We start from the raw sequence: 1,572 nt of genomic DNA on the forward strand, positions 1-1,572 counted from the left end.
ATGCTGAAATCACCACAATCGAAAAACAATTAAACACCATAACTAAACTATATCCAGATTGTAGTAAAGATAGCCAGCAAGCTCTTGAAAATATAACATTAAATAATAGTGTTCTTAATGAGGTTATCTTCATAAGAAGCCACTCTGTAATATGCAGTGACCGCAGTACAACGCTAACCAAGGAAGAAGTCGCTGATTTAGAAATAGCAAAGCTAGAACCCGGTGAGCATTATGCTATATATAAAATACATGATAAAAAGAATGGGAAAACTGCTATTTTCTTTATGATGTATGTAGACTCGGGTTGGTATCAAATACGTTTTGAAAAAAACTATTTAGAGCTGTGGTTAAAAGAGATATCCAGCCATCATGAAGTGTATTCCTACATTTACGATAAACATCGTAAATACTTTGCTAACATTGACGATGTTAATTCCCAGGAGTCCATATTTTATAAAACGATGAGGGAATCCTCTCGTTATCCTGTGGGAATTTCTGTCGGCTATACCAAACCGCTATTGTTTAATCTTATTTGGAGCTTTTTACCAACTGGTATCTTATTAATAGTCGCCAATGCGTTCGGGATAACACTCCTTGTCCATTGCTTTTTCTTTAAGCGGGTTCCTTTGTATGCGGAAATTCAAAAAGGTATCCACAACAAAGAGTTTTACGCCGAATACCAACCTATCGTGTCTGCACAAACTGGCCAGTGGATCGGTGCTGAGCTACTCGTTAGATGGCTTCACCCGAAAAAAAGGAAAGTCATGCCAGATGAGTTTATTCCGGCCGCTGAAAAGTCAACGCAGATAAATGAGATTACACTTCAACTGATTGAGCAAGCAGCCCAAGACAAGGCGAAGATGGTGATGATAGATAGCCCTTTCTATTTATCAATCAATGTAACTGCCTCTATGATTGCATCCCGTACCTTTATTGCTTCGGTTATCGAATTGCTAAAGCGCTACCCGTTATTACAAGATGGGGTTGTCATGGAGTTCTCCGAACGTGAGAACTTTTCAAATACTGATGTCTCGCAGTTACAAAACGGCATGCAGGCTTTACGTGACCACGGGATAAAATGGGCACTCGACGACTTTGGGACAGGCTACGCCGGACTGTCAACGCTACAGGCTTTGAGCTTTGATATTATCAAAATTGACCGTGCCTTTGTTGCCGCTTCCGTCACCGACTCGGTGACCCACTCCATTCTCGGCAATATCGCTCAAATTGGCCATACGCTAAATTGCCAATTAATCGCTGAGGGCGTTGAAACCCAAGAGCAAGCACAGCATGTGAAGTCACTGAAGATTCAAAGCTGCCAAGGTTTCTTCTACGCGAGGCCTATGCCATTTGAACGTTTTTTAGCTAAATTCAAAATACATTCAACACCTGCATCAGAAGTCAGCCATTCTGTGCAGGAAATTGTTGGTGTTTAGTGATAACCGTGATAATTTTCGATTTTTACCAACAGAAAGATATAGTCCATGCCAAGAGCTAGTGAAATTAAGAAAGGTTTTGTCATTGTTACCGGCGGTAAAACGTTGTTAGTCAAAGATATTGAAGTTACAACAC

At 40.4% G+C, this 1,572-nt stretch carries 1 protein-coding gene and 1 pseudogene; both read left to right on the top strand.

The features are described from left to right. Positions 1 to 1,436 (top strand): EAL domain-containing protein (locus tag BIZ37_RS30105; protein WP_187464668.1); only part of this gene is annotated, 1,436 nt, incomplete at its 5' end. A 48-nt stretch (positions 1,437 to 1,484) separates the two neighbouring features. Beyond that, positions 1,485 to 1,572 (top strand): annotated as a pseudogene (locus BIZ37_RS30110) (elongation factor P-like protein YeiP); the annotation flags it as partial.

This window comes from Photobacterium sp. BZF1 (genome assembly GCF_014349205.1).
In the GTDB taxonomy this organism is placed as follows: Bacteria; Pseudomonadota; Gammaproteobacteria; order Enterobacterales; family Vibrionaceae; genus Photobacterium.